Origin of the sequence: Streptomyces sp. NPDC059009 (assembly GCF_042740175.1) — a bacterium.
Lineage (GTDB): Bacteria > Actinomycetota > Actinomycetes > Streptomycetales > Streptomycetaceae > Streptomyces.
On the sequence record NZ_JBHYJB010000033.1, the window covers coordinates 39,625 to 66,531 of the forward strand.

Annotated in this window: 30 protein-coding genes; 8 read left to right on the forward strand and 22 right to left on the reverse strand. The window is 67.5% G+C overall.

The window, feature by feature from the left end:
* Nucleotides 1-41 precede the first annotated feature (41 nt).
* Together ACFWYM_RS29585 and ACFWYM_RS29590 are read right to left on the reverse strand one after the other, a co-directional pair.
* Nucleotides 42-287 carry a hypothetical protein gene (locus ACFWYM_RS29585; RefSeq protein WP_384843898.1) on the reverse strand — a complete coding sequence of 82 codons (246 nt, stop codon included), beginning with the start codon at nt 285-287 and terminating at the stop codon, nt 42-44.
* A 9-nt stretch (nt 288-296) separates the two neighbouring features.
* Entirely contained in the window at nt 297-647 is a 351-nt protein-coding gene (locus ACFWYM_RS29590) for a hypothetical protein (protein WP_384843901.1), read from the reverse strand.
* Between the two features lie 84 nt (nt 648-731).
* Here ACFWYM_RS29590 and ACFWYM_RS29595 point away from each other — a divergent pair, with 84 nt between their 5' ends.
* The 8 genes from ACFWYM_RS29595 to ACFWYM_RS29630 all read left to right on the forward strand — a co-directional run bounded on the left by ACFWYM_RS29595 (nt 732) and on the right by ACFWYM_RS29630 (nt 7,840).
* Nucleotides 732-986, forward strand: a complete 255-nt coding sequence (locus ACFWYM_RS29595) for a hypothetical protein (RefSeq protein ID WP_384843904.1) — start codon at nt 732-734, stop codon at nt 984-986.
* A gap of 377 nt (nt 987-1,363) precedes the next feature.
* Nucleotides 1,364-1,870, forward strand: a complete 507-nt coding sequence (locus ACFWYM_RS29600; RefSeq protein ID WP_384843907.1) for a winged helix-turn-helix transcriptional regulator — start codon at nt 1,364-1,366, stop codon at nt 1,868-1,870.
* Nucleotides 1,871-2,043: 173 nt separating this feature from the next.
* Nucleotides 2,044-2,817, forward strand: a complete 774-nt coding sequence (locus tag ACFWYM_RS29605) for a multiprotein-bridging factor 1 family protein (RefSeq protein ID WP_384843910.1) — start codon at nt 2,044-2,046, stop codon at nt 2,815-2,817.
* A 16-nt stretch (nt 2,818-2,833) separates the two neighbouring features.
* Nucleotides 2,834-4,030, forward strand: coding sequence for a M20 family metallopeptidase (locus ACFWYM_RS29610; RefSeq protein ID WP_384843913.1), 1,197 nt, complete (start codon nt 2,834-2,836; stop codon nt 4,028-4,030).
* A gap of 195 nt (nt 4,031-4,225) precedes the next feature.
* Nucleotides 4,226-5,239: a dTDP-glucose 4,6-dehydratase gene (gene rfbB / locus ACFWYM_RS29615; protein ID WP_384843916.1), complete on the forward strand. Its 1,014-nt coding sequence runs from the start codon at nt 4,226-4,228 to the stop codon at nt 5,237-5,239.
* A 5-nt stretch (nt 5,240-5,244) separates the two neighbouring features.
* The gene (locus tag ACFWYM_RS29620) at nt 5,245-6,279 is read left to right on the forward strand and encodes an ATP-grasp domain-containing protein (protein ID WP_384843923.1); all 1,035 of its coding nucleotides are present in this window, start codon (nt 5,245-5,247) and stop codon (nt 6,277-6,279) included.
* Nucleotides 6,276-7,424 carry a DegT/DnrJ/EryC1/StrS family aminotransferase gene (locus ACFWYM_RS29625; protein WP_384843926.1) on the forward strand — a complete coding sequence of 383 codons (1,149 nt, stop codon included), beginning with the start codon at nt 6,276-6,278 and terminating at the stop codon, nt 7,422-7,424. Before ACFWYM_RS29620 ends, ACFWYM_RS29625 begins: the two co-directional genes overlap by 4 nt.
* Nucleotides 7,412-7,840 carry a low molecular weight protein-tyrosine-phosphatase gene (locus ACFWYM_RS29630; protein ID WP_384843929.1) on the forward strand — a complete coding sequence of 143 codons (429 nt, stop codon included), beginning with the start codon at nt 7,412-7,414 and terminating at the stop codon, nt 7,838-7,840. Before ACFWYM_RS29625 ends, ACFWYM_RS29630 begins: the two co-directional genes overlap by 13 nt.
* 152 nt (nt 7,841-7,992) lie before the next feature.
* On the opposite strand, the gene ACFWYM_RS29635 is transcribed toward ACFWYM_RS29630, so the two are convergent.
* From ACFWYM_RS29635 to ACFWYM_RS29730, 20 genes are all read right to left on the reverse strand, one after another.
* A complete protein-coding gene (locus ACFWYM_RS29635) occupies nt 7,993-9,186 on the reverse strand; it encodes a glycosyltransferase (protein WP_384843932.1) in 1,194 nt (397 codons plus the stop codon).
* Nucleotides 9,187-9,415: 229 nt separating this feature from the next.
* Complete coding sequence (locus ACFWYM_RS29640) at nt 9,416-10,864, reverse strand: hypothetical protein (protein WP_384843935.1); 1,449 nt, start codon at nt 10,862-10,864, stop codon at nt 9,416-9,418.
* A 1,149-nt stretch (nt 10,865-12,013) separates the two neighbouring features.
* On the reverse strand, nt 12,014-12,460 hold the full coding sequence (locus ACFWYM_RS29645; protein WP_384843938.1) for a TadE/TadG family type IV pilus assembly protein: 447 nt from the start codon (nt 12,458-12,460) through the stop codon (nt 12,014-12,016).
* Nucleotides 12,457-12,903: a TadE family protein gene (locus tag ACFWYM_RS29650; RefSeq protein WP_384843941.1), complete on the reverse strand. Its 447-nt coding sequence runs from the start codon at nt 12,901-12,903 to the stop codon at nt 12,457-12,459. Before ACFWYM_RS29650 ends, ACFWYM_RS29645 begins: the two co-directional genes overlap by 4 nt.
* Nucleotides 12,900-13,328, reverse strand: a complete 429-nt coding sequence (locus ACFWYM_RS29655) for a TadE family protein (RefSeq protein WP_384843944.1) — start codon at nt 13,326-13,328, stop codon at nt 12,900-12,902. Before ACFWYM_RS29655 ends, ACFWYM_RS29650 begins: the two co-directional genes overlap by 4 nt.
* Before the next feature lie 10 nt (nt 13,329-13,338).
* Nucleotides 13,339-13,527 (reverse strand): hypothetical protein, encoded by a 189-nt coding sequence (locus tag ACFWYM_RS29660; protein ID WP_384843947.1) that lies wholly within the window; start codon nt 13,525-13,527, stop codon nt 13,339-13,341.
* 44 nt (nt 13,528-13,571) lie between these two features.
* A complete protein-coding gene (locus ACFWYM_RS29665; protein ID WP_384843950.1) occupies nt 13,572-14,297 on the reverse strand; it encodes a type II secretion system F family protein in 726 nt (241 codons plus the stop codon).
* Between the two features lie 170 nt (nt 14,298-14,467).
* Nucleotides 14,468-15,385, reverse strand: a complete 918-nt coding sequence (locus ACFWYM_RS29670; RefSeq protein WP_384843953.1) for a type II secretion system F family protein — start codon at nt 15,383-15,385, stop codon at nt 14,468-14,470.
* Nucleotides 15,382-16,821, reverse strand: coding sequence for a CpaF family protein (locus ACFWYM_RS29675; protein ID WP_384843956.1), 1,440 nt, complete (start codon nt 16,819-16,821; stop codon nt 15,382-15,384). Before ACFWYM_RS29675 ends, ACFWYM_RS29670 begins: the two co-directional genes overlap by 4 nt.
* Complete coding sequence (locus ACFWYM_RS29680; RefSeq protein ID WP_384843959.1) at nt 16,818-17,657, reverse strand: MinD/ParA family protein; 840 nt, start codon at nt 17,655-17,657, stop codon at nt 16,818-16,820. The genes ACFWYM_RS29675 and ACFWYM_RS29680 overlap by 4 nt, the downstream gene beginning before the upstream one ends.
* Nucleotides 17,654-18,259 (reverse strand): SAF domain-containing protein, encoded by a 606-nt coding sequence (locus ACFWYM_RS29685; protein ID WP_384843962.1) that lies wholly within the window; start codon nt 18,257-18,259, stop codon nt 17,654-17,656. Before ACFWYM_RS29685 ends, ACFWYM_RS29680 begins: the two co-directional genes overlap by 4 nt.
* 159 nt (nt 18,260-18,418) lie before the next feature.
* On the reverse strand, nt 18,419-18,922 hold the full coding sequence (locus ACFWYM_RS29690; RefSeq protein WP_384843965.1) for a hypothetical protein: 504 nt from the start codon (nt 18,920-18,922) through the stop codon (nt 18,419-18,421).
* A 527-nt stretch (nt 18,923-19,449) separates the two neighbouring features.
* A complete protein-coding gene (locus ACFWYM_RS29695) occupies nt 19,450-19,866 on the reverse strand; it encodes a hypothetical protein (RefSeq protein ID WP_384843968.1) in 417 nt (138 codons plus the stop codon).
* Between the two features lie 403 nt (nt 19,867-20,269).
* The gene (locus tag ACFWYM_RS29700; protein ID WP_384843971.1) at nt 20,270-20,902 is read right to left on the reverse strand and encodes a restriction endonuclease; all 633 of its coding nucleotides are present in this window, start codon (nt 20,900-20,902) and stop codon (nt 20,270-20,272) included.
* Between the two features lie 74 nt (nt 20,903-20,976).
* Nucleotides 20,977-21,444: a hypothetical protein gene (locus ACFWYM_RS29705; RefSeq protein WP_384843974.1), complete on the reverse strand. Its 468-nt coding sequence runs from the start codon at nt 21,442-21,444 to the stop codon at nt 20,977-20,979.
* Nucleotides 21,445-21,578: 134 nt separating this feature from the next.
* On the reverse strand, nt 21,579-22,139 hold the full coding sequence (locus ACFWYM_RS29710; protein WP_384843976.1) for a hypothetical protein: 561 nt from the start codon (nt 22,137-22,139) through the stop codon (nt 21,579-21,581).
* A 195-nt stretch (nt 22,140-22,334) separates the two neighbouring features.
* Nucleotides 22,335-24,335, reverse strand: coding sequence for a plasmid transfer protein TraB (traB, locus tag ACFWYM_RS29715; protein ID WP_384843979.1), 2,001 nt, complete (start codon nt 24,333-24,335; stop codon nt 22,335-22,337).
* A gap of 92 nt (nt 24,336-24,427) precedes the next feature.
* Entirely contained in the window at nt 24,428-25,018 is a 591-nt protein-coding gene (gene traA / locus ACFWYM_RS29720) for a plasmid transfer protein TraA (protein WP_384843982.1), read from the reverse strand.
* A 61-nt stretch (nt 25,019-25,079) separates the two neighbouring features.
* On the reverse strand, nt 25,080-25,784 hold the full coding sequence (locus ACFWYM_RS29725; protein ID WP_384844124.1) for a hypothetical protein: 705 nt from the start codon (nt 25,782-25,784) through the stop codon (nt 25,080-25,082).
* Nucleotides 25,785-26,061: 277 nt separating this feature from the next.
* Complete coding sequence (locus ACFWYM_RS29730) at nt 26,062-26,832, reverse strand: GntR family transcriptional regulator (protein WP_384843984.1); 771 nt, start codon at nt 26,830-26,832, stop codon at nt 26,062-26,064.
* Nucleotides 26,833-26,907: the final 75 nt, after the last annotated feature.

The following is a 26,907-nucleotide window of genomic DNA, read 5'->3' on the forward strand; positions in this document are numbered from 1 at the left end:
CGCGCCGAGATGTGTCCCCGTCAGTCCGAGTTCATGGCGAGTCAGAGGCAGGCCACCGACCTGGTGATGGATGCGCGGCGCACGTGGTGAGGTCCGGCCAACTCGCCCCATGGGTCCGCAAGTGCGAATCGCGTGAGGGGAAGACCGAATTCATCGGCAACCGCGCAGTTGAGGCACTGACACGGAAGGGCCAGCCAGAGGCCGTGGTGGCTCTTGATCGATCCGTGGTAGATGACGAGATCACACGGCTCGATCATGTCGAGCAAGCGGAACAGGGTGTCAGACATGACGCCCTCTCAGGCTGTAAGTACGGGAAGGCATGCGGTGCGCGGGTAGGTCTCCCACGCTGTAGCGAGCACGTGTACCTCGTACAGGCGGTACGCCATGACGCTGCGGAAGTGGCCGTTGATCAGCTGGAAGGCCAGCGAAGGTTCGCGGCCGTAGTCCTGCCGGAACATTTCGGCGGCGACCCGACCGAAGGCGCTCGCAAAGCGCCAATCGGCAGGAAGCCCTTGAGCGGCGAGGTAGTCAGCGACGGTTACGCGACCCCGACTTACGCCATCAACTGCCTCACAGATCTTAGTTTCCATCGCGATCACCTCGACCTGGAATGCCAACTTTCTTGGCACTTTCAGTGTCTCGCTCACCGCCCTAGATCGCAACAAAGTTGGCGCTGATTCTTTAGTAGGTCTGCCTAGTCACTTGGCAGTACGCGTGAGACGATGCGGGCCATGACGTCACGCCCGGACAAGCGAGTCGAGGCCCAGTGGCTCCGAAAACTGGAGCGCGCAACGACCGCCCACGAGAAGACGCGCCGCGCACTCGACGAACTGATCGCCGACGCGCGCACCGCGGGCGTGCCCTTGATGACCATCGCCAAGCACACGCCGTACAGCCGCGAGTGGGCGCGCCAGATCGCCGATCGCATCGACGCGGAACGAGCCAGCGCTACGACGCTGCGTGAGGACGAGAATCCCCGTCCGTAACCGGACGACCACAGGCAGATTCGAAAGTGAAAGTGGCAACCGCCAATTCAACACGCGGACGCCGGGCAGCACCTTGGGCCGCCATATCGCCTGCCTCTGCCCGCCCCTCGCCCAAATCTCCCAGCCACCCAACATCACACGATGAGTTGAGCGGCACACAGGGGAGAACAAGAGGCATCGCACCTGCAACAACTACCCATGAAGGGCTTCCCCTCTAAGCGGAACCCCCATGAGTAGATCCACTGGAAACCGCAAGCAAGCTGCTGATCAAAGTACTTGTCGACGATGAGGCTCCAGTCACGCGGTGCGAAACCCTCCACGGTTGCACTTGGAATGCCCTAGCCTGACTCACCTATCACTCGCCACGGGGAGACACTATGTCCGACCGCAAGCATCTTCGGAGGCTACTCGCACCAAGATGGTCCACCGGACGATTATTCGGGGGCCGTCAGAACCGATGCACTGAGGATGACACCCTCGCCCCGGAGGACGCGCGCTTCACCGAGCGATTTCGCGACCTCCGTCAGATGATCAATGGCGAGTGGATTCCAGACATCCTGGTGGCATTGTCGGAAGGCCCCGCCCAGTACTCGGTCGTTCTCAGCAGGGTGCGGGAGCGGACGAAGAACGACGGCTGGACGTCCAGGCGTAGGCACCTGCAGGAGAGCATCCTCACTCGCACCCTGCGACGCATGGAGCAGCGGGAGCTCATCACGCACGAGCGTGAGGACAGCTTCCCGTACCACGCTCACTACCGCCTCACTCCAGCTGCTGTTGAACTCCTCACCGCCGTCGCCCCCTTCGTCAGCTGGGCTGAGCGCCACACGGACCTTGTGGAGCGCGCACGGGCGCGGCATCGAGCGAACGCTGCCGGAACAGGCTGACGACGTCACCCGGGCGCTCGCGAAACGAAGAACGAGCCGCCCAAGTACTCCCCCACTCCTCATCGAGGGTGCCTTGACCGTTTGTGCCTCCCTGAGGCTTGAGAGGGGGCATGTGCAACTCGCCCTGGGTACAGCAGACTTAGACAGGCGGTCCGTGCGACGAGGGGCTGGTCATGGCTGGTGACGCGGGCAGTGAGTCGGCGCTCAGACGGGCGCGGCAGGCGCGGAACATGACGCAGGAGGAGGCCGCGGACGCGTTGAACGCGATCACGGGGCTGGCGGCGGATGCGAGTCTAGTCAGTGCGTGGGAGTCGGGGCGCAAGCGCACGGGGAATCGCAATCGGGCTGGGCTGTGCACGCTGTACCGGGAGCGGTCGGAGGTGCTCTTCGCACACCAGGACGGCGAGGCGCCCAGCCTGCTCGAGGCCACCGGCACGACGGTGGTCGTCAAGGTCCTCACCCGGTGGACCGAGTTGATCGAAGCAATGGTTGAGGTCGTGACAGGGGCGCGCGAGCAGCTGGTTGTCACCGGCAGCCGATCGCGGGAGAAGGCTTATCTGGCCGCGATCGAGACGGCGGTGGCCCAGCAGCCGGACCTGGTGCACTACCGCGTCCTGTACGGGCCGCCACGTCATCGCGCGCTGGTGGACCATTTGCTGCGGCTGCTGGAGCTGCGTGACCCGGGAGCGCGCCACCATGGTGTGAAGACGCTACACGTCGGGATCGTGGAGCGGGCGGAGGCCCTGGAGCGCTTCTTCGTGGCTTCGGAGGCACAGGCGGTGGTGCCGTTGCCGTCCTTCCACGGCGCCGACGGCTTCGACTGTGGCGTGCTATTGGGTCGTGAGGCCGCGGTGGGCCTGGTCCACCATGGGCGGGAAGCGTCGGCGTCCGCGCGGCCGGTGGAGACGATCGAGGCCGTACGCGCGCTGCCGGTACGGGACAGCTGAGCGTGTGGGGAGCAACGTGACCGCAAGTCTTGAGCAGGCCGCTGGAGCCCAGGCGGACTCGGTGATCGAACTGGCCCAGGAACTGGTGCGCCGGCCCAGCCGTGCCGGGATCGACGACTACGCGCCTGCCCTGGGCGTTCTGGAGACCTGGCTCACGGGTCGTGCCCTGCCCCATCGCCGCCTGCACAATGGCTCCGGCCATCTGGTCGGGTTGCTGGTGGAGATCGCCGGCGGGCGGCCGGGCCCGTGGTGGTGCCTGGATGCGTGTGTGGACACCGCGCCCTTCGGCGACGAGAGCGCGTGGTCGTTCTCCCCGACCTGCGGGGACATCGTCGATGGCTGGCTGCTGGGCCGGGGCAGCGCGGACTCCAAGCTCGCCGCCGCCCTGTTCTGCCACATCGCCGCCGACCTGCTGCCCCACGCCGCGTCTCTCCCTGGCGGTCTGGCAGTGCTCCTGGACGTCGACGAGCACACCGGTGGCTTCGGCGGCGCCCGCGCCTACCTCTCCGATCCGGAGGCAACGCGGCCAGCCGGAGTCATGATCGGCTACCCCGGCATCGAGGACGTCGTGGTCGGCGGCCGTGGCCTGTGGCGTGCCACCTTGTCCGTGCACGCCCCCTCCGGGCACTCCGGCTCCAGCCGCAGCGTCATCGGCGCCATCTCCCGCGCCGCCCACCTGGTCCGTCTTCTGGACAGCTCCGAACTACCGGGGGTGGATGCGAAATTGGACGGATTTCCGTTGCCGCCGAAACTCTCGGTGACGTCGTTCCACGGCGGGCAGGGGTTCTCCGTCACCCCCGACTTGTGCGAGCTGAACGTCGACGTGCGCACCACCCTGTCCTTCGATGCCCACAGCGCGGAGACCCTGGTGCGCAAGGCCGTTGCGGAACTGGACGCGGAACTACCTGCGCCACGGCCGACCGACATCACGCCCGTCGCCAGCTGGCCGCCTTTCCGCCTGGGCGAAGGCGACCAGCCCGCCGCCGCGCTCCTGCACGCCGCCCGCGAGACCGGCCTGAAAGTGCGGGCGAAGACCGCGGGCCCCTCCAACATCGGCAACCTGCTCGCCGGACACGGCATCCCGGCCACGGCGGGCTTCGGCCTGCCCTACGAAGGGCTGCACGGCATCGACGAACGCACCCACCTCGCCGAACTGCCCCGCGTTCACGCTGTCTACCACCGGGCCGTCCTCGACCTCCTGCACGCGCACTGACCCCGCCGCGGGAGGACGGCGCCACTCTCCCGCGCCGTAAGACGGCGTGCGTGCGCGGCGACACCGGCGTTCCAGTCGAGTCCCAGGTTTCTTCCTGATCCACTCCCTGAAGGACCCCAACTCCGTCTCTGGGAAGACCGCCATCCGCGCGGTGCCATGGAGCCACCACCGCCTCGCGAGAGATGGGTCAGGCACATGGAGAAGATCATCGTCACTGGCGGGGCGGGCTTCATCGGCTCGCACTTCGTCAAACTCCTGCTGGCGAGCAATGACGTCGCTGAGGTGACCGTCCTGGACGCGCTCACTTATGCCGGACACAAGGAGAACCTCGACGACGCCCTCACCTCGCCGAAGGTCAACTTCGTGCGAGGCAACATCCTCGACGAGGACCTCGTCGACGACCTGGTCCAACGACACGATGCCGTCGTCCACTTCGCCGCCGAATCACACGTGGACCGGAGCTTCTTTGAGGCGGGCGCGTTCCTCGCCACCAACGTGGTGGGCACCCACACCCTGCTGGAGGCCGCGAAACGTCACCACATCCACAAGTTCGTGCACGTCTCTACCGACGAGGTCTACGGGCCCATGGCCTGCGGCTCGGCGTCGGAGCGCTCACCGCTCCGCCCCACCGTCCCCTACGCCGCGTCCAAGGCGTGCAGCGACCTGATCGCCCTGTCAGCCTTCGCCACCGACGGTGTCCCGGTGTGCGTGACCCGCTCTTCCAACAATTACGGGCCCCACCAGCACCCCGAAAAGATCATCCCGCTGTTCGTGACCAGCCTGCTCAAGGGCGAGCAAGTCACGCTCCACGGCACCGGCCAGCACATACGCAACTGGCTCCACGTCGAGGACAACTGCCAGGGCATCAACCTGGTCCTGCGTCGAGGCATCCCCGGCGAGGTCTACAACATCGGTGGTGGTACGGACCTGACCACCCGCGAGCTCACCGGAAGACTGCTTGAGCTGTGCGACGCCGACTGGGATCAGGTCGCCTGCATCCCCGACCGCAAGGCAAACGACGTCCGCTACGCAATGGACTTCACGAAGATCGCCGAGGATCTCGGCTATCGCCCGCGCGTCTCGCTCGCGGACGGCTTGGCCCAGACCGTGCAGTGGCACCGCGACCACCTCCACCTGTGGGCCCCGGCGCAACGCAACCCCGACGCGCCCCTCGCGGAGATCAACGTCCCCGCTTCGATGGAGAGGTGAGCGTCATGCCCGCCATCCAGCGCGTCCTGGTCACCGGAGTCGGCGGGGCACCCGGGTTCGACCTGACCCGCCGCCTGCTCAGCCTGAACTGCGACGTCATCGCCGCCGATGCCAACCCGCTGGCGTGCGGATTGCTGCTTGACGGCGTCACCCCCCGCCTCCTGCCCAAGGCCGCCGAGCCGGACTTTCGCACCAGGTTGCTTGAAGTGTGCCGGGACCTGCGGCCCCACGCACTGATGTGCGCCGTCGAGCACGAACTCCCCACGCTCGTCTCCCTGGCACCGGACCTGGAGGCACTGGGCGTACGGACGTGGCTGCCAGGCCCCGACGCGGTAACTGCTTGCCTTGACAAGGCTGCCTTCCACACCGCCCTTGCCGCGCACGGCATCCCCACCCCTGCGACGTTCCTTCCCGCCGAACTCGACAACGCCCAGCTGCCCCTCGCGCTCGTCGTCAAGCCGCGCCGCGGCCACGGAAGTCAGGGGGTGTCCTTCTGTGAAAGCCGTGACCAGGCCCACGTGCTGTGTGAGCTGACCTGCGATCCGATCGTCCAAGAGCTTGTAGAGGGCAGCGAGTTCACCGCCGACTGCCTCGTGGACCACACGGGCCGAGCCTCGGTAATCCTGCGCCACCGGCTCCTGGTGAAGGCCGGGCTTGCCGTGGTCGCCCGCACCTTCCACGACGACGAGGCCGCCGAGCAGATACGCCGAACCCTGAACGCGGTCGGCGCGAGCGGACTGTGTTGCGTACAGGGCTTCCTCCGCGAAGGGGACGCCGATCACGTGACCGTCACTGAAGTGAACTTGCGGGTTGCCGGAGGCTTCCCCCTCGCCGAGGCAGCCGGTGCTCAACTGGTCCAGCAGGCCCTCAACGGCCTGTTCGACCGGCCCGTCGACCACACCCGCCTCGCCTACAAGGACGACGTCTACCTCACCAAGTACTTCGAGACGCTGGCCAGCGGCCCCCACCCGATCGCCAGACGCCTCACCGCCCGCACCCACACGCCCACCTCGACGTCGACGCAGGAGGGGTCCCGATGACGCGGCACATCCCTTGCCCCGACGCCGCACGACACAACGCCATCCCGTTCCTGCACGGTGCGGAGACTGCTGCGATCTCCCAAGCGCTGCTCGCCGGACAGTACGGACACGGCGAGTTGACCGAGGAGTTCGAGCGCCGCCTCGCCGCGTTCCTGGGCGTGGCAGACGTGGTGGCGGTTGCCTCCGGCACCGCCGCGCTCCACATCGCCCTCCTGACCGCAGGCGTCGGGCCCGGCGACGAAGTCATCGTCCCCTCCCAGACCTACTGCGCGACCATCCACGCGATCGTGGCGTGCGGAGCACACCCGCGCTTCATCGACATCAAACCGGACACACTGTGCATCGACGCCGCCACCGTGCTGGCCGCCCTCACACCCCACACCCGCGCCGTCCTGCCCGTCCTGTATGGCGGCCGCGCCATCGACTTGACCGGCATCCAGGACCGCCTCGCCACCCGCGGCATCACAGTGGTCGAAGACGCTGCACATGCCTTCGGCTCCCACACCCGCACGACCCTGGTCGGCGCGAGCAGCCGCGCGCTGACCTGCTTCTCCTTCGGGCCGATCAAGAACCTGACCTGTGGGCAAGGCGGCGCGATCGTCCCTCGCTCCCCCGAACAAGCCCACACCGCCCGCAGCCTGCGTGCCCTGGGCATCACTCAATCCCAACAGCAGCGCGCCCAGAGCACCACGTACACGGTCGAGCGCGTCGGACTGCGCGCCACAATGTCCGCGCTCAACGCCAGCATCGGCCTGGTGCAGTTGGAGCGCTTCCCCCTCGTCGCAGCCAAGCGTCAGGTCCTGTGGCGCGCCTACGCGGCCGCACTGGCCGAGCTCGACGACGTCGTCCTGGTCGACGTCGACGTGGAGCACACGGTTCCCTTCAACTGCGTCGTACGGCTGAAAGGCCGCGAACGTGTCTTCCACCTCCTTCGCGATCGCGGCATCGGCGTCGGTGTGCATTACCCGCCCAACCACCTCCAGCCCGCCTTCCACCGGTGGCACCGCCACCTGCCCGCCACTGAGGAGACCGGCACGCAGATCATGAGCCTCCCCTTCCATCCGGCCATGACCGACGACGACATCAACTTCACCGTCTCCGCCCTCCAGCACGCCGTCATCACGGAGCGCTCATGCGCATCCTGACCGTCTGCCTCGGCAACATCTGCCGTTCCCCGTACGCCGCGGCCGTGCTCACCCATCACGGCGGTGGAGCGGCAGAGGTCCGCTCGGCGGGCCTGAGCGGGAAGTGGATCGGACAAGGTGGCCACCCAGACATGGTCAAGACGGCGGCCATGCGCGGTTTCGACCTCTCCGGCCATCACGCCGTGCAGGTGACCGATGAACTGCTGGAGTGGGCCCATGTCATCCTGGCCATGGACCGAAGCGTTGAGGCGCAACTACATGGCCGAACTGCTGGGTTCACCGCGAGGAAGATCCACCTCTACCTCGAAGAGGGCGACGTGCCCGACCCGTACGGCCAGGACGCCGCCGCGTTCACCGCGTGCGCTGAAGCCATCGAGGCTGGAGCAGCCCGCCACCTGCCCCCGAAAGGTGAGTGAGCGTCTGAGAACGGTGGGACGGCTGCCCCATCACAGCTCCCTCGCGCCAGTGATCGTTGTTGCCTGTTCGATTCCTGCGTCAGGTCAATCCCGCCAGAAGTCCCAGCCGTTCAGGTCGATCAACGGCTCGGTGTAGGCGACCAAGTCCTCGCCTACTGCCGGACTGCGGCGAGCACGACATCGGCCAGGCGCTCGGCGGCATCCGGCCGACCGAAGCCGCGGGCCCTCTCAGCCATCGCCTCGCGCTGTGCGGGATCGGTGAGCAACGGCACGACAACGCCCTGCAGTCGCTCGGCCGTCACGTTGTCGGTGAGGGCGATGGCGGCGCCGGCGTCAGCGAGATGTCGGGCGTTGTGGACCTGCTCGTTACCAGCGGAGGTGGCCAGCGGGATGAACACGGCTGCCTTGCCCAGTGCGGTGAGTTCGGCGATCGTCCCGGCGCCACTGCGGGAGATCACCACGTCGGCCAGAGCCAGCACGTCGGGCAGTTCGGCGCCCACGTACCCGGTGAGGTGGTAGCGGCCCGCGGTCGAGGAGGACAGACGTGCGGCCTGCTGGCTCAGGCTCTGCACATGGTCGGGTCCGCACTGGTGGATCACGTTGGCGTGCTCGAGCAGCCACGGCAGCGCCTCGGACACCACGGTGTTGATCTGCTGCGAACCCTGGGCCCCGCCGGTGACGTACACGGTCGGCAGATGTCCGTCGAAGCCATGCAGCCCTAGAGCCTGGATCGCCTTTTCGGATTGCCCGGTGAACACCTCGGGCCGTACCGGATTGCCGGTGACGACCGTCGCGGCTCGCACCGCCTCCGGCAACAGTTCCACCGTGGACTGCGACGACACCGCGACGCGGGTAGCGGATCCTGCGAGCGTCTTGTTGGCCAGTCCCAGCCGGACGGTCTGCTCGTGCACCACCAGCGGTACACGGCACATGAGGGTCGCGGCCATGCCGACGGGGACAGCCACGTACCCGCCGGTGGCCAGCACGACATCAGGGCGGAAGCGGTTGATGGCTTTGCGGGCCTGGAGGACACCGAGGGGTACCCGGCTCATGTCCTTCACGTTCGCTGGCGAGATCATCTTCAGCGGGTTCGCCGAGCGCCGGATCTTGCCGGTGGCCACTGACGCGAACTCAATCCCTTCGCCAACCGCGACCCGCTCCTCCAGGCTGTCAGCCTTGCCCACCCACAGCACCTCCAGCGCCCGCCCCTCGGCCGCGAGTCGGGACTTGAGGGTGCGCACGGCGGTGAGAGCCGGGTAGGTGTGACCACCTGTGCCGCCTCCCGTCACGATCAAACGGAAGGGCCGCTCAGACCCGAACGGGAGACGACTCACGTCGCTGTTCACGATGGCTCCAGTTGCTGAACTACGTGGGCAATGGGGGCAGGAGACCGCGCCGACATCACGCGCTGGCTCTCAGCCCGAGCCTCCCACATGCCACCGCCTCGAAAGACCGAGCAGCGGAGGAGAACGCCCGGTACGTGACAGCCGATGGGGTGGTCACAGCTCGACCCTCATGCTCGGAAGAACGTCGCCACGACTGAGCGAGTAGGTCGGCCTCACACCTCAGTCCTCCTCACCGCGCACGCTGCAGAGATGCGAATAGGTCCACCGTCTGCCGTGAAGGCCGCTCGTCAAGCTGCGCAAGTGTGGTCTCCAAGAGCTTCAGCGTCCGAGGAATGGCGTCGTAGTGCTCCAGGCGTGCCTGGGTGCGAGCGATGTCTCTGTAGATCGCCTCGTTGAACGGGTCGAGCACGCGGGCACGCTCCAGCAGGGAGAGCGCCTGGCCAATGTCCTGGCCGTAGGCGGCACGGATGAGGACGCTGTAGGCGTCGAGTACTTCGCGACGCAGGCCCTCACGATCGGCTTCGATCCATTCGCAGGCCATGTCCTCAGCGAGGTCACCCGTATAGAGGTTCACGACGCGCCTGGCTTCCTCCTCTTGTCTCGGCTGGTCTCCGGCGACACCTCGCACATTGCTGAGCAATCGCTGTATTTCCCACAGGTCGACAGCTACGAGTTCAGGGGCGAATGCGTAGTGACCCGCCTGGTGCACCACCACCTCGCCGAGGGCGATGTCGGCGGCCGAACGAAATACGCGGCGGAGCTGGCTCAGCGTGGCGTGGAAGCTGTTGTACGGGCGGCTGCGCGGAGCCGTGGGCCAGATCGCCGCAGCGATGGCCTCGCGCCGTACTCCGTCGGGGTGCAGCGCGAGGAAGAGGAGGATCTCTCGTTGCTTCGGCGAGATGGCACCGCTGATATCGACCTCTTGGTCGCCGCAGTGGTGCACCAGCCTTACGCGGCCCAGTACTTGCAGTCCTAGTACGTGGTGGGGCGAGGCGCTCAGGACAGTGGGAGGCTGTGGGACATCGGTGGCCTGGGGCCCCAAGGGCGGCGACGCTTCGGCATCGATCTCGAACTCCTCGGGCACAGGCTCTTCTTGGAGCCCCGACTCCGCATCTGTGCCCTCAGCGTCCGTGAGGAGCGAGAGGATGTCGCGAGCATCCGGGGCAGGCACATGGAACAACCGGGCGCCGGCCACGCGCGCGAGGTCAGGGCTGGTTGCTCCGAGCGTTCCGTCCGTCCGAACTCGGAGCGTGGCTCCGGGCGCCCACTGTCCGATGAGGACGCCGGTGATTCCGAGGGTGGATCCGTTGTCGAGGACCGCCTGGATCCGTCGTGCCGCGTAAGAGGCCGGACTGGTGATCAAGACCAGCTCGTCAAATGGCAGTGTTTGCTCCTCCTCGGTGCGTCGGCGAGTGCGTGCCAAGACCTCGCTCTCCAGTTGGTCGAGTGCGTCGTCCAGGGTCTCCACCGTTCGCAAGCCGGACGGCACAGCGATGGTGTCCTGCTCATCTACCTCGAAGAGGCGGCGGGCCTCAGCGGTTGTCAGGAGGACTTGTGTGCGTACCGCTCCTCGTGAGGCTCCACCAGCCACGAGCTCCAGGAGAAGCGCCCGGACCGCATCGAGTGCCCCCGAACCGACGAGGCCCAGGCCGCGGGTCCGGGCCAGATCCAGGGCCAAGCTCTTCCCGTCCTGTGTGCCGATTTCGTGGGTGCCGGGCGAGGGCGGGGCGCCGCCGCCCTCGCCCTCCTGCGAGCCCCCATGGCCCGTGGCTTGGGAGGTGGACCGCAGCGTGCGAATGATCGGGGCAATCTTCGTCTGATCTCGTCGACCACTCCCCGGGACATATCGCATGCGCCGCCGGATCCTGGCCCCCGCCACGGCAGCGGCGACCACCGCCGCGAGCCCGAACCCGATGTACGCCCCAACAGGCAAGCCCGAGCCATCGCCAGAGGGTCGGGGAAGCGGTGATGCCGACAGCGACGGATCGTTCGAGGGAGTCCGAGTCACAGGCGTGGACCTGGACGGTGGAGCCGAAGTCGCCGGTTCACTGGTCGAGTCCGGCGGATGCGTGGGTTTCTCCGGGACGCTGGGCAACCGGAGGACCCACCCCGGACGGACCAACCCAGGGTGGCGAAGAGCGCGACCGTCCTCCTGGACTCGCCCCTCATTCAGTTCGAAGAGCCTCACCCACAAGTCCCCGTCGCCGAGCTCCCGTTCCGCAATACGCCAGAGACTGTCGTGGATCCCGTTGTGGGGGCAGCGCACCGTGACCGTGCCGGATGGAGCGCTCGCCAAGGAGCCATCCAACGACTCCGAGCCCGTGGCGGGAGGCATCGGTTCATTGGGCGCCGACGGGGCGTGTGCGACAGCGAGGCCGTACGAAGAAGCGCTGACGGGGCGATGTACCAGCAGCGCCAGCGCGGCGGCTCCGACCAGCGCCGCCGCCAGCCCGCTCACCGGCCCGCCCCTCGCCACCGTCCACTGCACGCCCCGCCACGCAGCCGAAGTACGAGCGGCCGATCGCGCGACGGCGAGAGCGAAGATTCCCCACACCACCCAGAGGACGCACGCCAGCACATTGATCAGCAGGTACGGCGTGAACGGGGCGAGGATGACCGATCCGAGCTCGGGCCAGTCCGGCATGTGCGCAGGGAGCGGCCATCCGACGAAAGTCCATAGCCCCCATGGAGTGCCGACCAGCAGGACTCCGAGCATCACACCAGCTAGCAAACCTCGGGCAATTCGCGCGAGTTGCATCTCACCCGCCTGCTCCTCTGGCCCCCGAGAGCGGCTCCGAGTCACTCCACCGCTGACCATCTCTTCCTCCTACGACTCCGGCGGCTCCGGCGCGCTCACCCCATGGGCCGGCCGCGCGCTGCCCTCTCCGGTCACAGTCAGGGAACCGAGGCCGATCAGCTTGAGCAGTTGGGGCTCCTGGCGCGCGGTGACCGTCACGGTGATGCGCTGCGGTGTGACGCGAACCGTCCCCGAGTCTTCGGTGGCGGAAAGGTAGTTCAGGGCGGAGGCCCGAGCCTGCCCCGCCGCGAGACGTATGGTGCCGTCTGCCCTATAGGCGTCGAGGTCGATCGCCTGCGCACCCGCGCGCGCCGCCTCCTGCGCCTCCCCGATCGCCCTGGCCTTCGCTGCCAGTGCCAGTCCGCCGTCCAGGACCAGGCCCGCGAACATCAGCACCGCAGCACTCATGAGGACGACGAACACGGTGACCTGCCCTCGGTCGTCGCGACGCCCAGCGGTAAAGCCCATCCAAGTCATCGCCCACCTCGCCCTGTTGTCATCCCGCGATACACGTCAACCGGTGCGGCCACGCGGGCCGAAAGCGTCACGGCACCAGGAACGCCGATCAAGGTCAGGTCGCTCAGATCGACCGTGCACGAGAGCGCGACGCGTACCGTGCCGCCGGGGTGCAGTTGTGCCGTCTCGACGGCCAAGTTCCGCCCCTGGCAGTGAATCCCCGCGTCGGTCAGCGCTTCGTCGGCGACCGTACGAGCCTTCGAAGTCGCGGTGGCCGCGTCCCGAGCTGTACTCGCCGCCCGGGCAGACTGGTGGGCGGCGTCCTCGATACGCAGGCGCGTCTCGGAGGGGCGCCCGCAGTACACGACGAACAGCATCAAGGCGGCCAGGACAGGGGCGATCACCACGAGTTCGGCGGTAGCGGATCCTCCATCGCCCCGCAGTCGCTTCGGCCACGCACTCACGGCGTGCCTCCCTGTCCCGGCCTGAAGACCTCCACTGGCCCGTCAGCCTGCGCGTGAACGGAGAGGTGCAGGAACGGCAGTACAGCGCTCGCTGATCCAGCCACGCGTACGGAGGCACGATCCGCTCCCCGCTCCACCTCAACGCGGGGCCCTCGCAAGGCGCTCCGCCCGAGTTGGTCGAGAACTCGCTGCGCCTCTCGCTGCCCGTCCTGTTCCGTTCCCTCCTCGACCCGGGCCGCCGCGAGGGAGTGGGCTGCCGTCGCCTGCGCGATGTGCGTGGCATGGGCCCAGAGCGCGTACTGGGCAATAAGCAGCACGATCGTGAACAGCAGCGGCAAGACGAACACCATCTCCGCAGTGACGGTTCCACCATCACCGCGTCCTCGCGTTCCTCGTACCCTTTGGCGCCACGCAGGGGTGGTCACGACGTCGCCCCTACTTGAAGACGACGCTCTGCGCGGCGGCCAGAATGCGTGGCCCGAAGATGCCAGTGACGGTCAGCCCGATTCCGGCGAGGAAGGCAATCCAGATGACGTTGTCCGAAGCACTGCCCCGATCGTTGAACGGCAGCCGATGCAGGGACGCGGCGAGATGGATCCAGAGCCTGGTCAGAAGCTGAGTCATGAACAACACGGCGTGCCTCCAGTCCGGATGGATGGGTGCGCAGTTCAGAAGGAGTCGGTGATCTGTGTGAGCGCGGGATAGAAGACGAAGAGGATGAAGCCGGACGCCATCACCACGCCGGGTAGCGCCATGCGCTCCGTCGCCGCGTTGGCCTTCGCCTCGGCCTCCCCGGCACTCTTGGTCTGCAGCGCCGACGCCTTGGCGGCCAGCGAGGCCCGTACGCGGGCACCTTCCGTGCCGGCGAGAGACAGGGCCGCGGCAAGTTCCGTCAGCTCGTTGACCCCGAGGTCGGCGCCGAGTTGTCCGAGCGCCTCCCAGGGGGAGGTTCTGGTGATCCGAGCTGTGGCGAGTGCGCGACGCAGATGCGCAAAAGCCCAGCCGCGGCCGATCGTGGCGGCGTCGGTGAGTGCTCCATCGACGCCGGAGCCGCCGGCGAGCAGGATGTGGATGAGATTGAGGTAGGCGCTCAGTGCGTGGCGGAATGCCGACCGGCGCTGCGCGGCATCCGCTCGTACGGCCGCATCCGGCGCGAGGAACCCGCAGACCGCCAACGTCAGCGACACCCCCACGGGCAGCGGCCAAGGGAGCGGTCTCCCAGCCGCGACGAGCAGGCACTGCACCGCAGAGGGCACCAGGAAGCCGGTTAGGGCGAGGGCCGCCTTCTCGGCCAGGTAGGTGTCCGCACCCCGTTCAGTGATCACGAGGTCCTTGGCGAGGTGGGCGTGCGGCAGTCCGCAGGAGCGCAGCAATCCTGTGAATGGGCGCCCCATGCGCACGGAAATTCCTGCTACCTCTGGCGACGGCACGCTCGGCTTCGGTCGGGCCGGAAGAGCCCTTAGCCGCGCGACGAGCTCTGCGAGGGGTGGCCTCGTCGGCATCAGCCAGACGGCCAGAAACCAGAGTCCGACTCCGCATCCGACGGACAAGGGCAGCATCAAGGTCACTGTTGCGTCGCCTCCTCCAAGTTCGTGGCCTGCGAGCGGCCGACGTCGTCCTCGCCTCCGCCGAGGAATCGATCGGGTTCCTCTATCCGCGCCATGCGGCGCAGCCAGCCGAAGGACACGGTGAAGAGAGCGCCGATTCCCATGAGGACGAGCTGTCCGGTGGCCGTGTCGTAGGGCGTGAGGAACGAGCGGTTCAGGACGACCAGGCCGACGGCGAAGCCCACCGTGGTGGTGACCACGACCCGGACGGTCGTACGCATCCGGGCCCGGCTGGTCTCCACTCGTTGCCTCATGGCGACCTGCGATCGTGCTGTAGCAGCCAACTGACCCAACAGTGGCGCTAGTTGACGTCCCTGATGCTCCGACGCGAGGACGAGTGCCCCGATCACGAGATCGGCGACCGGATCATCCAGCTCGTCACCCATCCTCCGGAGCGCCGACGGCAGGTGATCCCCACGTTCCAGACGGGCCACCAGGTCCACGACGTACGGTCGCACCGGCTCGGGTGCGGTGAGGGCGGTCGCCACGATCGTCTGCTCCAGACCGGCCGCGGCGGCGAGCGTGTCACGCAGCATCTCGGTCCATCCGGCGGTCCCCTCGATGCGTTCGGCTCGCTGGTGTTCCACCGGATCTCTGCCGAGCGCCCGCGGTACACCCCAGGTGGCCATCGCCGCAAGCACTGCTCCGACGACCCAGCCGGTGAACAGACCGGTCAGCGCCCCCATGACCCCGGCTGCCGCCACCCAGCGTCCGAGGTGCTCTTCCCTGCGCATCCGCTCAACGAAGCGCTGCCAGCGCGACGGACGCGTCGGGACATCCCGTGGAGCAGAGCCGCTCAGGATCGCGACCAGCAGAATGCCACCGACACCGACACCCAGGCCGTAGAGACCGAGGAGAGCTGCCGCAGCGCTCACGGCAGCCACCACCCCTCGGCTCGCACCAGCAGGTCCGGGTCGAACCCCGCCGCCAGCAGGTCGTCCATGGTCTCGGTACGCAGCGGCACTCCAGGAACCGCGCGCCGGTCGGGGCCCGGGCGGAAGACCTCGTTCGACACGACCTGTCTGCCGTCGGCGTCGACGACCTCGCGGACGGATGACACCACCCTTTTGTGTTCGTCGTCGCGCGGCCGGGCCAGATGCACGACGAAGTCGAGCGCGGAGGCGACCAGGAGGTTGGTGTCCTCGAGGCTCATTCGTTCTGGGCCCTGAACGGCGTACGCGGCGAGTTTGGTGAAGGCTCCGCGGCTGGTGCTTGCGTGCAGGGTGCCCATGGAGCCGTCGTTGCCCTGGCTCATCGCGTTGCACATCGGGATGACCTCGGGGCCACGGACCTCGCCGACAATGACCCGGTCCGGCGACATGCGCAGGGCCCAGCGCACGAGTTCGGCCTGGCTGACCGCGCCTTGGCCTTCGATGTTGGCTTCGCGGGCCTGGAGCGCGACGGCATCGGGGTGAGCACGGGAGTCGGCGTCGAGGCCGAGTTCGAAGACGTCCTCAATGGTGACCATCCGCTCCCAGGGCGGGATTTCGGCGGCGAGGGCGCGCAGAAGCGTCGTCTTCCCCATGACCGTTCCGCCAGTGATCAGGACGTTCTTTCGAGCCCGCACCATGGCCGCGAGGAAGGACTCCAGACCCGCTTCGAGGGTCCCGCCTTCACGCAGCCGCGCGAGCGTAACGCGCTGAAATCGGTGGCGGCGGATCGCCACCGCGGGGCGGGCGGTGACTGCCATGACGGCGAAGACGCGCTCACCGCCGGGGAGTTGGAAGTTGACCGCCGGACTCCCTCGGTCGAAACGTCGCTCCTCAACCCCCGAGCGGGCCGCCAAATCGCGGATGAGCTGGATCAGTTCGGCATCCGAGCGCACGACAGGAGGCAGTCGGTCACGTCGGCCGTCGGCGTAGCGCACGAAGACCCGGTCCCCGTTGATGTTGATGTTCTCGATCTCCGGGTTGCGGAGCAGCGGTTCGAGTCCTGCGAGGCCGAAGACCTCGTCCAGGAGGGAAGCGATGACTCGCTCTTCGACCTCGGGTTCCACGATGCTTCCACCGTGGCTCAGTTGCTCCTGCGTGTACGCCTCAGCCGCCTCCGCCAGGATGGCCTGCGCCGTCGCACGACGCTCCTCGGGTCCGAGGGGCGGGCGACCGGCGTCTTCGTCGGCCTTCATGCGGTACGAGAGCTGTGAGGAGAGCTGTTCGCGCAAGCGGAGGCGCAATTGTTCGGCCGGGGAGCCCGCGTCGTCCACGCTGCCCGGTAGGGCCGCCGGGTCGGTCCGGCCGCGGCTCACCCGCATGCCGTCTTGCCCCGTTTCAAGGGCCAGGAGGTCAGGGCTGTCTGTCGTCGCATCCGTCATTTCTGCGGCGCTCCATTGATCGGTCCGGACATCGGCCCGTGGTCCGAACTCGCCCTGAAAGTCTGCTGGTTCGAGAGGGGAACCATCGAGGACTCCAAGACCGCAGGCTTGCGTCGCGCTTGGAGCGCGATACGCGGGGCGATCTTCGCCATGGCCCGGCCCAAAGCCGAGCGGTCCGGCCCCGAGTGCCTCGCAGGCCGTCCACACAGGGCCCCTGCGCCCTTGGGGTCGTCGGGGATCCGTCCCATGATCCGGAGACCCAGGGTGTCCGCGACCTCTCCGGTCGGGTAGCCATCGCCGACGAGCAGGAAGCAGGCGGTCTCCGACCACCGGATCACTGTCTCGATGCGCGCGGCCACATGGGCGAGAGCGTCGTCTCGCGCCCGGGCCAGCAGCACCAGCGCGTCGGCAGCCCGCACCAAGGGCAGAGTCGGGGAGTTTGGTTCGATGCGACCGCAGTCGGCGACGATCACGGTGCGCGGGCGCCTGGCCGCCGTCTGGAGCACGGAGGCTCGCGCATGGAGGAGTTCACCCAAGGCGGCACGGGACTGTTCGGCACCGGGCGGGCCCGCCACGACAGGGAGCCCTCCCGGCAGCAACTGTGTGTGCTGCCGCAGCAGTTCCATTCCTTCCTCCCGGGACCGCCTGGCCGACGCGGCCAGGCTCACGAGTCCCGGCGCCATGTCGAGACGGAAGCGGGCCAGGAGGTCCCCGCCGGCCGGGTCGCACTCCACGACCACCGGTTCCTGCTTCGCGGGCCAGCGTGCGGCAAGTGCCAGCGTCGCCGTGGTCACTCCCGGCGAGCCTTTCAGGCTGCACAGCGCGATCAGAGTCATCGGGCACCTCGGCGCACCAGAACCACCGAGACCTGCCCGGCAGGCGCCGCGGCGAGTCTCCGTGCGTCGTCCTCGATCATGTCCACCGACACGACGGTGGTCCCCTCGCGCTCGTCCCCTCGTACGTCCGCGACGACGCCGCGCAGGGACTCCGTCGGCCGGGGAGATTCGGCCCGGTCTCCGGCTTCAGGAGCGATGACCACGCGTACGGGGTTGCCGCGCTCGAGTCCCGGCGGGTACTGGCCCGGCTTCAGCCCGATCGCGGCAACGGCACGTCCCGGCTTCGGGAGCTTCGCCGCGCCGAGGACGTCCCGCGTCAGCAGGGCCCCCGCCGGAAGGCTGTAGGCGACCGTCCGTCCTGTCACCCTGGAGGCCGAGCCCGCGGGAATGACCGCGAGTCCGGAGTCCTTGGCAAGGGACACCTCTCGGAGGTCCTTCCTCGTCAGCTCCTGGCCGACGTCGACCGGCCGCGCCAGGGCGAGGACCGGCTCTCGATCCCCCAGCCGTGTCCCCGCCACGACTCCCCCGGTCGCGCAGCCGGCCACCAGCAGGACCCCGAGGAGGAGGTGCGGGACGCGACGACGCCGCCGGATGCTCTCCAATCGTGACGGCGCCTCCCCTGCCTTGATCCTCTTGTTACGGGGTGCCGCGTGTCCTGCCGAGCCGGCCTCGGTGGGCACAGGCAAACGCGTACTCACGTACGTCACCTCCACTGGCTTCAGGCCGTGCTCGGCCTCAATCGCCCATCAGGGCAGGGTCATTCACCGGATGTTCAGGGCCTGGCTCTCGGCGACACGGAAGGTTGCGCTCGCCGTCGTCGTGAGTCCGGGGAAGGTTCCCGAGTCCCCCGCGCCTGACCAGGTCACGGTCCAGCTGATGGTCGCCTTCACCGGGAACGCCTCGTCGGGCTGCCCCGCCGAGGAAGAGCGGTAGGTATGTCCGCAGTCGGGCGACGCGGACTTCGGGTTCATGCCCTTCTTGAAGGGCGTCCCGGGCCCCTTGCACGCGACCTTTCGGCCGTCTCCCATCGACCAGGTCACCGAGGTCGGCCGCGCCGTCGCCGTCACGGAAACGCCGGGCACCGACGCGGTCGCCGAGACCGGCTTCCAACTCCCCCGTGTCATCCAGAGCCAGGTCGGCACGCTCACCATCTGCTCGCCCGGCGGGTTGGTCCGGATGGCAGGAGACGGCAGCCTCAACTGGTTGTAGGCGCGCTGCGCCAGTTCAGCGGGCGACGGTGGCGGCGGCCCAGCGGCGTTCGCCACGCCCTCCCCGTCAGGCATCCACACGGGCGGCCGGTAGAACGCGTCACGGATCCCGTTCCCCCGGCACTTGTAGACGTACCAGGCCCCCTTCGCTCCCGGTTGTGGGTCATCAACCGGTGCGACTCCAGCCTCTGTTGCCGCAGGAGTGGTGCGGGACCACACCACCGGAGCCACCGAGGCCGTTCCCCCCACCGGAGCCTGGTACGAGGCGGGGACGGCCGAGGGCGGCGGTTTGTAATTGCTGCGCTGGTACGAGCACTTGGCGAGGTTCGGATTTCGGGCGCCGCCACTCCCACCCCCGCCGCCACCCCCACCCTCGTGGCCGTTACCTCCACCCCTGCCCGGCACACGATGACCTCCTCCTGAGCCCCCGCCACCCCTGTGCCTGTCTTTTCCCGCCCCGAGGTCGCAGCCCGGCTGAGGGTTCTGCTCGCAGTCCACCGAGCCCCACGGGTCATCCGCGAGTGCGGGCAGCGCGGACACGGCAACGACGACACCTGCTGCCGTAAGGACGACCACCAGTCGCTTCAGCACGACCCCACCGCCTCGACCGCGAACCGGGTCACCCTCCAGTCCCCGTCAGTCTGTTTCTTCACCTCCGCGGTGATGGCGCGACGGCCACCAGGCTTGTCGTCGGCACGTTCGCCGTCCTTGGCCCGGTACTTCAGCCACTTCGTGGAGTCGCCGCAATCCGAAATCATGACGGTCGTCGGGCGCGCGGTCGGCTTCGCCGCAGTCACCTCGGGATGGTTCTTCGGCGCCCCTTTGTAGACGAGGCCGTTCAGATGGTCCGCGTACATGCCGCGTGAGATGGCGGAGAGCGCATCCCCCGCCGCGTACTCGCGCAGCTTCTCCGACTTCCAGTCCATCGTGACGCCCGCTTCGGCCATGCTGCGCCACATTCCCAGGTACGCCTGCGTGGCCTCCCCCTTCTCGGAGTCCACCGACGAAGACGAACTGGACGACGGCCCGCCCGACGGACCATCCGTTCTGTGCGGACTCCCCCTTCCAGGCTCCTTGCCTTGGGACGAGTTCCCATCCGAACTGCACGCCGCGGCCAACAGGAGCGCCGTGGCGGTCGCCACCACGCGGACCCTTCGGGCCACAGACGGTCTGTACGTATCTCCGGACACCGCACCCACATCCTCAGACGCGTGAGACAGAACCCTCGGAATGCACAAGCGCGGAATCACATGTACCGCCTCACGCCGCACTGACTGCAAGGTGCGAGCGGCACATTCAGCCGACAGACTTTGGAGCGCAACCGAAGGTTTCGGGCGATACCTGTCGATAGTGCGGCCACTACCGGTGCGAGCTCCAGAGCACCTCGCGTCAACAAGAGCCGGTTCAGCGCCAAGGAACGGCAGAACGGCGACCGTTCATCCACGCCTTCAGCCGCGTTCCGTCCACCAATTCGATCCCCACGTGTTCAGCGAATCTCTGGGCCGCCGAGGTGAAGTGACTCGTGGTGACGAGAGCGGCACGTGTGCAGCGATGGGCGTCTCGGTAGGTGCCGTTGACCATCTGCACGTGTTCGTTGCCCACACTGTTGCGACGCCCATACCGCTTGGCTTGGATGAGGCAGCGGTCGCCACCTGGGGCCCGGTAGAGGATATCTGCGGCATGGTCATTGGGCCCGCCGACCACTCGCACGTCGGAACATCCATCGCGTTCACACAGCAGCGCGAGAAACTGCTCGAACTCCCCCGCCGTCATGTTGTCGACATCGGCCTCGCTCAGGCTTCCGTAGATTCCGGAACGGATCGCCCGGCGACGCGCTCCCCGTACCCCCAGCGTGATTCCGCCGGCACCGATGGCGAAGGTCAGGACGCCTGCCGTGACGGCCACGTGGTCCAGCGCCATACGGACGAGCGCGAAGGCTGCGAGAGCCAGCAGGACCACGAGTGCGACCGAGACGTCGTGCCTTCCTCTGCTGCGACGCAAGCGGCCCCCGCGACGCGAGCGAGCGTTGGAGGCCATCGTTACCTCCTCATGCCCGTGAGCGAGACTGAGTGATGCGCCACGAGCGGCTTACGAACATTGTGCCGGGACCCTCAGTTGCGTGTGGTCGAGTGCCCCCACCACGAGTTGTGGTTGTGGGTGACATAGGTGTTGCCCCCACGGACGATTCGCTGAGCCGACACACGGGTGACAAGCACCAGGACCGCAAGCCAGAAGAGGACTCCCGACCCAAGACCGGCGAGCCCACCGAGGATCTGTCCGATACCCCAGCCCAGTCCCGCGCCGAACGCCCCGCAGCCCGCACCGGTGGCGAGAATCTTCTGCGCGCCAGGGTCGATCAGCGGGACGGGCTTGAGGTCTCGGGGCTGAGTGGCAGCAGGCGCCTGGAGCTGGGAACGGCGCACTGCCACGGAGAGGCGTGGATCGTAGGGGTCGGGCAGGTACACGATCGGGTCGTGCTCGTCATACATCTCGACCGGCCCACCGCGAGGAACGGAGGAGACGTCCCGCTGCCCGGCAGGGACTTGGTCGGGCAAACCACCAAGCAGCGACGCGTCCATCAGGCACAGACCTCCCGACTACCATCCGTAGGGAACGCGAGCGACGCCGCAGTGAGAGCTGCTCCCCTGCCCTCGTACTGAGCAGTGGCGCTGGGGGTGGGGATCATGGCCATCCTCCCTGTAGTCGCGGGGGTCTACTCGTCGTCCGCAGGAGGAGGGAGCTTGCGGGCGAGCCGTTCGAGGTCGTATGCCTCCTTCTCCTGGTCGTCCACGACCTTCATGTACGCGCCGAACTCCGATGTCCGCGGGGTGACGTTGTAGAGCTGCCGGATGAAGGCGATCTGGCGCGCATGCGTTTCGGGCACGTTCAGCTGCACGCAGTGCACCAACTCGTGCACGAGTGTCTCGTCCAGATCCCGTAGGTTCTTCTGCCTCCAGCCGTTGATCAACATGAGGATGCCCCTGCGATCCAAGACCGTCTGCCCCAGAGCCGACGACTGCAGCGCCACAGCAAGACCATCGCAAAGACTGAGCGAGGGCCGGGCTCCTGAGCCCTCCTCCCCTCCGGCAACCTCCCGGTCGGCGCGCTCCTTCAGCCTCGTCATGCCTGCGTGGTCAGTGAGGATGATCCGCACGTTCGGCATGCGGCTGCCCATGTGGTCCGTGACCAACTGGCCCGCAGCATCTGCGACCTGCTCCACGCGGGCCTTGTAGAGGCCCTGCCGTCCACCGGAGCGGTGGACCGTCACGTACATGCCGAGCTCCTCAGATAGTCCAGATCCATCGATCGCTGGATCGTGGGTTGATGCAGTCGGGGTCTGACAGTCAGGTGGAGTCAGACGACGGTGTCAGGAGGTGTCGGTTCGCCCACGCGCGCGCCTCACCTGGGTCGGGTGGGGTGTCACGCCTCTGACTCCCGCTCTGACACGCCAGATCGGTGTCAGTGCAGGTCAGGTGGGCGTCAGCTCCGGATAGAGCAACTTGTAGACGCCAGGTTCGTCGGTCTCCTCCAATTCCTCGGCCTCATCGGCGAGTTCGGTCAGATGCTCACTGATCCACGGGCGGGAGCGGCCGATGCGGCTGTCCTTGCCGAACGGGGCGAAGTCCTTCGGTCCGAGCAACTGGCGGCCCTCGGCACGCCACTCGTGGAGCATCTGGTGGAGTTCGGCGAGCGCCTCCTCCGTGGTGCGCTCGACGTACTGCGCGGGCTGGTTCCCGAAGCGCCACACGGAGTCGCTCGGCACGGGGGCGATCTCCTTGTCCGGGTCGACGTCAGGCTCTGTACCGGCTCGATCGTCGCCGGGCACCATCGCGTTCACGTCCCGCGCCACCTGTCGTTCGAGCAGCGCTTGCTCTGCCCGGTCCTCTTCCTCCTTCGACATGGCGCCGGCTTTGACGTCAAGGCTGGTCAGAGGCTCATCGGGGGTGTAGATGGAGCGCCTGGCGTAGGCATCGCCTGCCGCGGCCGTCGTGGTGGCATCTGCAGGGGTGTGGATCGCGAACCGTTCGAGGACCGCGCGGATCTCGTCATCGCTGACCGGGTTCCAGGTGCGGGCCTTCACGGCGTAGCGCTCTTCCTCGACGCCGGGTGCGACCAGGTAGTTGTAGCCGGGCTTACGGTTCTCCCACGCTTCCGGTCGGGCGCCGGCATCCCGTACGTCGTCGGGGAGGGCCATGTCGGCGGTCGTGGCTCCCTTGACGCCGAAGCACATGATGCCGCCGAGCTGTTCGCGCACGTCCGTGGGCATGGACGTGCGGCTCGGCCGCTGTTGGCTGACGATGACGGTCATCCCGGCGGAGCGGGCGCCTTCGACGACGGGCTCCAGTTCGGAGCCGTTACGGAAGAGCTTCGCGGACTCCTCCATCAGCACGACGATGTAAGGCATGCCGAGCTGCTCGAAAGCAGCGGGGGTCCAGTTCTTGAAGCCGTGACGGCCGAGCTCGTCGGCCCGGGCAGTGATGACGTGCGGGAGCGCGTCGACCATGGCTTCGCATCCGGCCATCGTCATTTCCACCCAGTCCAGATAGGGCAGCAGCGGCCCGAAGGTCTGTATGCCCTTCGCCGGGTCGCACCCCCACACGATGGCATCGTGCCTGGTCAGCACCTCCATCACCGTGAATGTCATGGCGGTGGATTTGGCGGAGCCGTTCATACCGAACACGCCGAAGTGCGTGGCGTTGCGCTTCTGCTTCTCGTCGGCGGGGAACCAGAGCTTCTCGTCCTCACCGTCTTCGTAGATGCCGACATGGATCGGGTCAACGACGGATCCGCCTGGCGCAGAGGGACCGGGATAGTCGGCGCCATCGACGAGCATGTCCTTGGGCACGAACACGAACTCGCCTTCAGCGGCATTCTCAGGGTCGGGGACGACGCGGATGCTGTTGGGGGAAATGCCCAGCTCAGATGCGATGTGGTCGATGCGAGAGCCCAGATCGGCGTTGGTCAGCTCTCCACCCGTCAGCTTGTACTTCGCGGTGACCTTGTTCGGCTCGACCTTCGGCTCGCTCTTCAACGCGGCCTTCGCCTTGCCCAGCGACTTGACGAGCAAGCCGGTGTGGTCCGCCTGGTCGCTCTTGGTGTCCGGGTTGACGCGAAGGATCTGCCGCATGTTCCAGCCGCCCGCCGCAACTGCCCCACCGATCGCCCACGTTGACGTGAGGAACGGGTCGAGCGGGTCGGTGACGGTGGCGAGCACCAGGTAGGTGGTTCCAGCGGCGGTGGACAGGGTGGCGTGCAGGCGCCGTGGTCTCGTCGTGCCGTCGCCGACCCACCACGTCGTCGCGGTCAACAGGCCCGCGGCGACAGTGAGTCCGGACGCGGCCACCGGCGAGTGACCCCATAGGGCATGCATGCCGACGGAGGTGGGCATGGAGGCGGCAGCGGCCAGCCAGGGCCGCATGCGCGGATGCTTCACGGCCTTCCATACGTTGGCCATCAAGCCGTCAGCCACGGCGTCACCTCACGCGTCCGTCCGGGCGTCAGACCCGCGTCCGGGCTGATAGGAGGGCATCAACAAGGCTTCGGCGCGAACGACGAGAGCCATCAGAACTGCTTCCAGAAAGAGCTGTTCCTGCGCCGGGGCTGGTAGCGCGGATCGCCATGACGGCGACCGCTACTGATCTGCGCCAACTCGGCCTCGTACTCACGCGTGAAGGTCGCCCACAAAGCTGAAGCCTGCTTCGCGATCAGCTTCTCCGCAGCGGCGATCCTCTTCAGATGCCGGGTTACCCTCCGAGCGCGAGCGCGCGAACCACTCATCCTGCCCTGCGTGTCTGGGATGTTCCTGAGGCTCGACTCCAACACCTCGGCGTCGAGGGAGCGCTCCACGGCACGCGGCCTGGCTCCCTTGCGCAGCGATTCACAGTAGGCGCGAATGTCCTCGTCACTCGTGAATCCCGAGCCCGGTGTCTGCTTGCCCCCCGCTCCCCCTCGCGCTCCCTGCACGACGGTCGTCCGGTGGTAGTTGAACGACATCGGCGGCAGCGACACATCCGGGACCAGTCCGACCTTGTTGATGTGCACCTTGGAGCCGCCCTTGCGCCTGGGCACTGCTTCGGACCTGTTCGATGGCGGGTATTCAGGTGGCACCGGAACCTGCTGGGGTTCCCCCTTGGGTGTTCCGTTCGTCGCCATCGCGGCGACCTCCTGTCAGTGGAGCGAGACGGCGTGCGGCCCAGAACACAGCACCATCGCGTCAGCCGGTGAGCGCGGACGGCCGGTCCTTCAAGTGCGGCTCACACGCCTCGATGCGGATCCGTGCAGCACGGGCCGTCGACTCTTTGGGCTCAAGTCCCGCGTTCGTCATGGCGGCCGTCATCTGCTTCGTCGTCGGACGAAGACCGCCGTCGTACAGGGGGCGGATCGCGAGATCCACAGCGTTGGTGTAACTGACGGGCGTCGTGGGCGCGTCACTCGGGCGCTCAGGAACAGACGCCACGTCGTCGTCGCCCGTCACGTCGTCCGCCGCGCAGACTTCGCCGCCCGTCACCACCGTCGTCGCAGAAGCCAGCAGGTGGACCCGCCAGAAGACGAGAGGCGCGATCGCCGAAACAGCAACCACGAGCGGCACGTTGACCCGGAGCAAGCCGGTACTCACCAGGTGCGAGAGACCGTTCACCGCGATCATCGCGAAAACAACGGCCATCACATCGCGTCGCACTCGCATCGCCCGCAGCGCGTAGACGTCGAGGGCAGCCGGGATCCCCGCGGCTATCCACGAGCCGAATCCCGCATGGACGCCCAGTTGGTATTCGCCGGAAGCGGTGACGACGATCGCGGCCAACAACGCAGCCCAGGACAGGAGATCGAACCGCGAACTCCTTCGCTGGTCGGCCTTCGTTCCGCCCGCTTCCGCGCGACGCGAAGCGCCAAGTCCCGCCATCCAGCACGGCGCCATCATGACGTCCACCCACCATCCGCGATGGACCACGTCATGACGGAGTACGTCCGCGTCATCGTCAACGCCGCCCCGAGAACCCACACCACCATCGCGACGGGACGAGCGCTGCAATACAGATCCATGGCCACGTCACCTCGGACGCTCTCGACGTCGGATGCACCGACGAGCCTCATGGCACGTATGCATCGAGGTTGCCGGTATACCTACGAAGTGTCAACATACGAAGGTACGGCAGAGCGGGGCCCGAAGGAGCCCCGCTCGGTGACCCGACTGGGGGTCAAAGATGCATCGGCAACTCGTACTTGAGCTTGTGACGGTCCGCCCTCAGGACCATGACACAGCACTCCAACGGCCGTTCGTCCCGCCCATACACTGTGCGGATCAGAGAGATGACCGCCTCTTCCCCGCTCAGGTTCAGCGCGGACCGCTCACCGGACAGTGCCGGCCGGACGCCGATCTCCTCCTCGTACGTCTCAGGCGAAAGACCTGCCTCGGCCATGGCCGCGTACGGACCTCCACGTACGAGCTGATGCTCGGCGAGCGGCGTGCCGCGCGCGACATCCAACGGGTAGTAGGAATCAGCGAGTTCGACAGGTTCACCGTCCGCGAGCATCACGCGCGGCCGCAGGACCACCGGCTCGCCGGGCTCCAGATCCAGGTAGGGAGCGACCTCATCAGGAACCGGGATCTCCCGGATCTGGCCGGTGCGTTGAGCCCCTTCCATCCCGAGCTCCGCGCACTGCCGTTTCCACGTAAGGCACTTGCCACCCACCTCGCGTCGCGCGAACGAGGCGGTATGCGTGAGTATCGGACGCCGCTCACGGACCTTCGACCTGCGCCCTCGGCCGCTGTCGATCAGTCCTTCGCGCTTGAGGAGATCCAGGGCCGCCTGAGCCACGGAGCGGGCGTACCCCCACTCGTCACGGAACTCGTCGTACGTGGGCAGTTCGCGGCCGGGAGGGAACTCCCCGCTCACGATGCCCGACCGGATGCGGTTCGCGAGTTCGATGTACCTGTGAGTCGATGCGTGACGGTCGATCACGGCCATCTCTCCTCTACTTCTCCGGTTCGCAGGTATCCCGGCAACCACCGTAGCGCCGCACCTTCGAGCCGCGTAAGCGCG

Bases quoted from the DNA above. Each gene is read 5' to 3' on its own strand.
- ACFWYM_RS29585 (WP_384843898.1), bottom strand. From the start codon at position 287: ATGTCTGACACCCTGTTCCGCTTGCTCGACATGATCGAGCCGTGTGAT.
- ACFWYM_RS29595 (WP_384843904.1), top strand. From the start codon at position 732: ATGACGTCACGCCCGGACAAGCGAGTCGAGGCCCAGTGGCTCCGAAAA.
- ACFWYM_RS29600 (WP_384843907.1), top strand. From the start codon at position 1,364: ATGTCCGACCGCAAGCATCTTCGGAGGCTACTCGCACCAAGATGGTCC.
- ACFWYM_RS29605 (WP_384843910.1), top strand. From the start codon at position 2,044: ATGGCTGGTGACGCGGGCAGTGAGTCGGCGCTCAGACGGGCGCGGCAG.
- rfbB (WP_384843916.1), top strand. From the start codon at position 4,226: ATGGAGAAGATCATCGTCACTGGCGGGGCGGGCTTCATCGGCTCGCAC.
- ACFWYM_RS29620 (WP_384843923.1), top strand. From the start codon at position 5,245: ATGCCCGCCATCCAGCGCGTCCTGGTCACCGGAGTCGGCGGGGCACCC.
- ACFWYM_RS29625 (WP_384843926.1), top strand. From the start codon at position 6,276: ATGACGCGGCACATCCCTTGCCCCGACGCCGCACGACACAACGCCATC.
- ACFWYM_RS29630 (WP_384843929.1), top strand. From the start codon at position 7,412: ATGCGCATCCTGACCGTCTGCCTCGGCAACATCTGCCGTTCCCCGTAC.
- ACFWYM_RS29645 (WP_384843938.1), bottom strand. From the start codon at position 12,460: ATGACTTGGATGGGCTTTACCGCTGGGCGTCGCGACGACCGAGGGCAG.
- ACFWYM_RS29660 (WP_384843947.1), bottom strand. From the start codon at position 13,527: ATGACTCAGCTTCTGACCAGGCTCTGGATCCATCTCGCCGCGTCCCTG.
- ACFWYM_RS29665 (WP_384843950.1), bottom strand. From the start codon at position 14,297: ATGGGGCGCCCATTCACAGGATTGCTGCGCTCCTGCGGACTGCCGCAC.
- ACFWYM_RS29675 (WP_384843956.1), bottom strand. From the start codon at position 16,821: ATGACGGATGCGACGACAGACAGCCCTGACCTCCTGGCCCTTGAAACG.
- ACFWYM_RS29680 (WP_384843959.1), bottom strand. From the start codon at position 17,657: ATGACTCTGATCGCGCTGTGCAGCCTGAAAGGCTCGCCGGGAGTGACC.
- ACFWYM_RS29700 (WP_384843971.1), bottom strand. From the start codon at position 20,902: ATGGCCTCCAACGCTCGCTCGCGTCGCGGGGGCCGCTTGCGTCGCAGC.
- ACFWYM_RS29705 (WP_384843974.1), bottom strand. From the start codon at position 21,444: ATGGACGCGTCGCTGCTTGGTGGTTTGCCCGACCAAGTCCCTGCCGGG.
- ACFWYM_RS29710 (WP_384843976.1), bottom strand. From the start codon at position 22,139: ATGTACGTGACGGTCCACCGCTCCGGTGGACGGCAGGGCCTCTACAAG.
- traA (WP_384843982.1), bottom strand. From the start codon at position 25,018: ATGGCGACGAACGGAACACCCAAGGGGGAACCCCAGCAGGTTCCGGTG.
- ACFWYM_RS29725 (WP_384844124.1), bottom strand. From the start codon at position 25,784: ATGATGGCGCCGTGCTGGATGGCGGGACTTGGCGCTTCGCGTCGCGCG.
- ACFWYM_RS29730 (WP_384843984.1), bottom strand. From the start codon at position 26,832: ATGGCCGTGATCGACCGTCACGCATCGACTCACAGGTACATCGAACTC.